The organism is Dokdonella sp., assembly GCF_039926425.1.
Lineage (GTDB): Bacteria > Pseudomonadota > Gammaproteobacteria > Xanthomonadales > Rhodanobacteraceae > Dokdonella_A.
Genome location: NZ_JBDSWZ010000073.1, coordinates 1 through 6,273 on the forward strand (window position 1 = coordinate 1; position 6,273 = coordinate 6,273).

6 protein-coding genes and 1 pseudogene are annotated in these 6,273 nt (G+C 64.4%); 5 read left to right on the forward strand and 2 right to left on the reverse strand.

Going from position 1 to position 6,273, the window contains the following annotated elements; all coding sequences use genetic code 11:
• Positions 1–1,469, reverse strand: a 1,469-nt coding sequence (locus ABIV12_RS04230; RefSeq protein ID WP_348056561.1) for a histidine kinase dimerization/phospho-acceptor domain-containing protein, incomplete at its 3' end; no start/stop codon positions are given.
• Between the two features lie 288 nt (positions 1,470–1,757).
• Between ABIV12_RS04230 and ABIV12_RS04235 the strand changes: the two genes are divergently transcribed.
• The 3 genes from ABIV12_RS04235 (at position 1,758) to ABIV12_RS04245 (ending at position 4,457) form a co-directional block, all read left to right on the forward strand.
• Positions 1,758–2,075, forward strand: coding sequence for a hypothetical protein (locus tag ABIV12_RS04235; protein WP_348056563.1), 318 nt, complete (start codon positions 1,758–1,760; stop codon positions 2,073–2,075).
• A gap of 3 nt (positions 2,076–2,078) precedes the next feature.
• Entirely contained in the window at positions 2,079–2,237 is a 159-nt protein-coding gene (locus ABIV12_RS04240) for a DUF3309 family protein (protein ID WP_348056565.1), read from the forward strand.
• Positions 2,238–2,306: 69 nt separating this feature from the next.
• Positions 2,307–4,457 carry a TonB-dependent receptor gene (locus tag ABIV12_RS04245; protein ID WP_348056567.1) on the forward strand — a complete coding sequence of 717 codons (2,151 nt, stop codon included), beginning with the start codon at positions 2,307–2,309 and terminating at the stop codon, positions 4,455–4,457.
• Positions 4,458–4,594: 137 nt separating this feature from the next.
• Here the strand turns inward: ABIV12_RS04245 and ABIV12_RS04250 are convergent, their stop codons facing one another.
• Positions 4,595–5,179 carry a DUF937 domain-containing protein gene (locus tag ABIV12_RS04250; RefSeq protein ID WP_348056569.1) on the reverse strand — a complete coding sequence of 195 codons (585 nt, stop codon included), beginning with the start codon at positions 5,177–5,179 and terminating at the stop codon, positions 4,595–4,597.
• 156 nt (positions 5,180–5,335) lie between these two features.
• Between ABIV12_RS04250 and ABIV12_RS04255 the strand changes: the two genes are divergently transcribed.
• Both ABIV12_RS04255 and ABIV12_RS04260 read left to right on the forward strand, forming a co-directional pair.
• Positions 5,336–6,097: a response regulator gene (locus tag ABIV12_RS04255; protein WP_348056571.1), complete on the forward strand. Its 762-nt coding sequence runs from the start codon at positions 5,336–5,338 to the stop codon at positions 6,095–6,097.
• 71 nt (positions 6,098–6,168) lie between these two features.
• Positions 6,169–6,273: pseudogene (locus ABIV12_RS04260) on the forward strand (arginase); the annotation flags it as partial.

Sequence of the window (6,273 nt, forward strand, 5' to 3'; positions counted from 1 at the left end):
CGCCCGGCGGTGTACTTGATCGCATTGTCGATCAGATTCTGCCAGACCAGTCGCAGCATCGAGGCGTCGGCGACAGCGACCGGCAGCGGCGCAACGCGCCATCTGATCGCCCTGTTCTCGACCGAGGACATCAGTGTCGAGCGCACTTCGTCCACCAGAGACTGCATGTCGACTGCCTGCAGGCGCAACGCGTTGCGTCCGAGGCGCGAATAGCTCAGCAGGTCTTCGATCAGGGTCGACATGCGCCGCGCGGATTCGGAGATGACCTCGCAGTAGTGGCGCATCTTGTCGTCGCCGTCCTTCACCAGCTGCGTACGCAGCTTGTCGGAGAAGCCGGCGATGTGACGGAGTGGAGCGCGCAGATCGTGTGAAACGGAATAGGAAAACGCTTCCAGCTCGCGGTTGACCTCGGTCACCTGCGCGACCTTGCCTGACAACTGGCGGTTGAGCTCTAGCACCTGCTCTTCCGAACGCTTGCGCATCGTCACGTCACTGACGGTGAGCAGCGCAGTCTGCTCGGTGGTGTCCTGCAGGATCATCGGCCGCGCGTTGACCACCACGTGCCGTACCGTGTCGGCCGCGGTGCTCTGCTCGGTCTCGTAATCCCACAGCTCGCGGCGCATCGTCACCACGTCCTTCAGCCGCTGGCGCAGCCCCGGATCGCGCCACGCCGGAACATCGACAAGACTGCCAAGGATCGGTCGTTCCAGCTGGTAGAAATCGGCGAACGCCTGGTTTGCCTGCAGCACGCGCAACTCGCCGGTGATCACGGCGATCGGTTCGCGCACTGTTTCGACGATCAAGCGAGCCCGCCCGATCGCCGTCCGTGTTTCCGACTCCGCAAATACGCGCCGCTGCAGCTGCCGTTCCGAGGCCCAGATGACCGCGCCAAGCAGCAGGATCTGCAGAAACGCGGTCACTGCAGTGACCCACGCGCCGGTACGCACCTGGGCGTCGGCGGCGTCCTGGCGCCTCTTGACCAATCCTTCCTCCCGGCTGAGGATGGCGTCCGCAATCTCGTTGATCGGAAGGCGCGCGATCTCGGCAGTCATTTCCGAATTGTCGGGGTTGATTCCCCGCTGCTCGTCACCGTCGAACAATGCGACCCGTTGCTCGATGCGTCCGCGCATCAGGCCGATGCGCTCCTGCTGCTCGGGGCTGTCGGATGTCAGTTCGCGCAGGCGACCGAGGAGTGCCGGGATCCGATCCCTGGCGTCGATGTAGTTTTGCGACGACTGGATCGCATCGCCCTTGAGCCGCGCGGCAAACGCTGCGGTGTGCATGGTGCTGACCGTCGCGCGCAATTCGAACAGCGCCGATCGCACCTGGTGGGTGTGGTCGACCCATCGGAAGGCCTCGACCGTATCGTTGGATGCATTCTGGCGTACCAGAAATCCGGCCCCGACGATCACCACCAGACTCACCATCAGCATCAGCAGACGCAGGTTTGCTTCGGGAATACGTTTCAAGGACACCACACCGCAGGTCGGCAGATTGCGGACTTTCGCATACCCGCTTCAAAAATCGTACAGGGGTCGACGCCGCTCGATGAACCGGCATTCACGCGCAAAGGAGCGAAAACTCACGGGCTCAATGGAAGATGAACGAGAGTCGCCCGTTGCCATTTCCATTAATGAACGGTTTCGTGAGCGGACGCTACGGTCCGCCCTCGTTCACGTGTCACCCGTCTCAGCGCTTCGCGCCCGTGGTCAGACAGGCTCCCGAATCGTCTGCCGTCTTTCGTCGAGGGGAACGCCATGCCGCATCTTGCACATCCATCCAACACACGGCGCACGTCGCCTCGCGTCATCAAGGCGACGCTCGCCGGCTCGCTCCGCGGCGATTTGTCCGCGGTCGCGATCAAGCTGCAGGAAGCGTTGCACCGTTCCGACATCACGGTGTGGGCCAATGCGGATTCGGAGATCCTGTTCGATCGCGCCGAAGCCAGTCCCCAGGTGGCAGCCGAATGGCTGGCCGGCACCTACGGCGTTGGCGCCAGCGCCAGCGATATCGAAGCCGATCTTCTTGCGCTGCGCCACGAGTGCATTCCCGCTGCAATCCTCGACCAGGAGTAATTCATGAGCACAGGTGGCCTGATTCTTCTCATCCTCATCGTCCTGCTGGTTGCAGGCTTGCCCTCATGGCCGTACAGCAGTGGCTGGGGCTATTACCCATCCGGCGGTTTGGGCCTGGTCATAGTGATTATCGTGATTTTGCTGTTGCTCGGGAAAATCTGACCGGCAAACCCGCGTTGGAGCGAAGAGCATGACTTAGCATCGCCGGCTCGCCCTTGAATCCGAGCCGACATGCCTTGCTGCCGCGTCCTTGCCACAGTGCTGCCCGCCACCGCCGCGATTCTTCTGGCGGGGGCGGGTGCTTCCACGGCGCGCGCCGACGACGCGTCGGCGGAGGCAACCGATCTGCCCGTCGTGGTCGTCACCGCGACCCGAACGGAAAAGCCCGCGTTTGATGTCCCCGCGTCGATCGACGTGGTCACGATGGACTCGACACCCGACACGCTCGGCGTCAATCCGTCCGATTACCTCAGCGGTATTCCCGGCCTGCTTGTGCGCGATCGCCAGAATTACGCACAGGACGAGCAGATCTCGATCCGTGGATTCGGTGCGCGTTCGACCTTCGGCGTGCGTGGCGTGCGGCTGTACACCGACGGCATTCCGGCGACGATGCCCGACGGACAGGGCCAGGTGTCGCATTTCAACCTCGATTCGGCGGAACGCATCGAAGTGCTGCGGGGGCCATTCTCGGCGCTGTACGGCAATTCGTCGGGCGGCGTGATCCAGGTCTTCACCGCCGATGGCAGTCATCCGCCTGTCGTCGATCTGGGATTTGCCGCCGCCAGCTACGGCACGTTTCGCGCAAGTGCAAATGCGCGTGGTGTTTCCGGACCCGTCGACTACAACCTCGACGTCACACATTTCCAGACCGACGGCTATCGCGATCACAGCAGGGCGAAGCGTGAATCGGGCAATGCCAAAGTCTCGTTCAAGATTGGCGACGGCGGCAAGCTGACGCTGCTTGCGAACACGCTGGCGCTGCCTGAAGCACAGGATGCCCTCGGACTGACCCACGCGCAGTTTGATGCGGATCCGACCCAGGTCGCGGCGTCGGCGATTCTCTTCAACACGCGCAAGACCGTGCACCAGAATCAGGGCGGCGCGATCTTCGACCAGGACTTCGGCAACGGTCATTCCCTGCGCATCCTCGGCTACTACGGCCAGCGCGACATCACGCAGTTCCTGTCGGTGCCGGTCGCGACGCAAGGCAATCCACTGCACTCGGGCGGCGTGGTGGATCTCGGCAGCGACTATGGTGGCAGCGACGTGCGCTGGACCTGGAAAGGCGCGCTCGCCGGTCGACCGTTCGAGATCGCGGCAGGTATTGCATGGGACCGCCAGTCGCAGCTTCGCCAAGGCTACGAGAATTTCATCGGCAGCACGCTCGGCGTGCAGGGCGCGTTGCGTCGCAATGAAGACGACACCGTCAGCGACTTCGACCAGTATGCGCAGGCGACGTGGCAATTCGCCGATTCATGGTCGCTGAGTGCCGGCGTGCGCCACAGCCAGGTCAAATTCGATTCGGTCGACCACTACATCACCGCGACGAATCCGGACGACAGCGGTCGAGTCGATTATGGCGCGACCACGCCGGTCGCAGGCCTGCTCTGGAAAGTCGCCGACAGCGCCAACCTCTATGCCTCGTACGGAAAGGGATTCGAAACGCCGACCTTCAACGAACTCGGCTATCGCAACGATGGCGGCGCCGGGCTCGCGTTCGACCTGACGCCTTCGCATAGTCGCAACCTCGAGTTCGGCGCCAAGCTGCGGCCGTGGCAGCGCACCGAAGCCACATTCGCAGTGTTCCGCGCAGACACCACCGACGAACTTGCGGTAGCGACCAGCTCGGGCGGGCGCACGACCTACCAGAACATCGGGAAGGCGCGCCGCGATGGTGCCGAAGCGGCAGTGTCGACGCAGCTCTCCGACGACTGGCGCCTGCAGTTCTCCTACACCTATATCGATGCAACATTCCGCACGCCGTTCCTGACCTGCAGCGGAACTCCGTGCACCGAACCGAACACGCCGGTTGCCGCCGGCACGCGCATTCCCGGTATCCCGAAAACGAACCTGCACGCCGCGCTCAAGTGGGGCCGCGATCTCGGCTGGCGCGCCGGAGTCCAGGGCGACTACGTGTCGACCGTGAACGTCAACGATCTCGCGACCGACGCGGCGCCCTCGTATGTCGTCGCGGCCGCGGACGTCGGCTACGGCTTCGAGGTGGCGTCAGGGCGGATGCGCACGTTCGCTCGGATCGACAACCTGCTCGATCGGAAGTACGCCGGCTCGGTGATCGTCAACGACGCCAATGGTCGCTATTTCGAATCCGCACCGGATCGCACGTTCATGCTCGGCTTCCAATGGCAGTGGTCACGGTTGTAGGCCAGGGGCGTTCGACGCGGCCGCGCTTGTCGTGCATCCCGCTGTGCGTTTTATCGTCGAAGAACCGTGAAAAGCGCCGGCCGCGAAAAGCGCGTCCGGCCTACGAAGACTGTTCCGTCCGATGCGACGTCGCCGATTCAGGCGTTGCGTGATCCGAAAAACGTCGAACCCGCCTTCAACAGATCTCCCAGGCCCAGCTTGCCGTCGCCGTCCTGATCCAGCACGGACGCAAGCAGGCCGCCGTTCCCACCCTGACCAAGATTCTGCAACTCCCGACCGAGCATTCCCCCCAAACCACCGGCGCCGAGGCCCTGACTGCGCGTGCGGTTGGCCAGCACGGCCATGATGATCGGTGCGAGCATCGCCATCAGCTGCCCGGCACTGTGCGAACCGATCCCGCTCGCCTGGCCGAGGTTCTGCGCGGCCTGGTCCTGCCGGTTGCCGAAGATGTGGCCGAGGATCGATCCGCCCGCACCACCGCCTCCGAGCACGCTGCCGAGGATCGAACCGAAATCCGTCCCGGCGTGATCGGCCGCTGCGGTATGCAGCGCATCGGCACCCGCGTCCGTCTGCGCGTTCTTCGCCAGTCCGCCCACCACTAGCGGCACGGCCTGCTGGATGGCCGCCTGCGCCTGAGCCGGATCAATGCCGAGACGAGCGGCGATAGCTTCGATGCTGGAAGGATCCAGGTGACTGAGGACCTGTTGCGTCAATTCGCTCACGGCACGACTCCTTTGGGCGCCCGTCGGATAAGGGCAGGCTGCATTCGCACGGAAACACGCGGCCGTGGGCAACGAGGTAAAAGATCGTGACACCACTCCGCCGCCCAAGTATCGGCGGCATGATGCGCGTCACCGGCGAGTGGATGGATGGGTGCGATGAATGATTCCAGCAGGCACGTCGACTGGCTGCGCCGCCGTTATGCCGACTCGTTGACCGGCAAGCAGAAGACGCTCGCGAAGACGTGGGCGACATGCTGCGCGAAACCCGCCGACGCGGCGGTGCGCGCCGATCTGCAGCAGCAGCTGCACCGGCTGTGCGGTTCCGCACACGCCTACGGTTACGCGCAACTGGGCGACGACGCATGTCGGGCCGACAGCCTTTTGCGCAGTTGGGAAACAGCGACGACGACCTTGCGCGATGCGCCGGCGGCGCTGATCGAGCGCCTTCGCGCTCCGGTCGCTGCCGTCCTCGCGGATTTGGTCGAGGGTGGTCCGCAGGAGCTCGACGATGCTCCGGTCGCGATGGCGACTGCGCTACGCGTGCTGCTGGTGGAGGACGATGTCGGTCAGTCGGCCTTCATCTGCGCCGAACTGGAGGCGTGCGGTTGCGAGGTCCGCCGGGAAGACAGTGCCGACCTGGTATGGCAGCGGCTGACCCTGTGGCCCTGCGATGCGGTGGTGGTGGACTACTGGTTGCGCGGCGAGACTGCGGTCGATGTGGTGGCGGCGCTGCGACGGGAACCGCGGTTCGCGCGACTGGCGCTGGTCTGTTTCAGTGTCGAACGCGATGCGCAGGTTTTGCGCGCGGTTCTCGACGCCGGATGTGACGCGACCGTCGCGAAAAGCGAAGGCAGTGGGCGGTTGTTCGAGGTGGTGCGCGACTGCGTGGCACGCACGGATCGCGGCGGTGCGCGGTGACGTGAACGCTCTTTTCGCCCATCATGGGCGGATCTTCCGGCGCGCAGACAGCGCCATCGAGCGAAAATCCCATGCAGAACTTTCCTCCCATTTCCCTGATCGGCGCACCCACCGACATTGGCGCCGGCGCCCGCGGCGCGTCGATGGGCCCTGAGGCGCTGCGCGTCGCCGGGCTC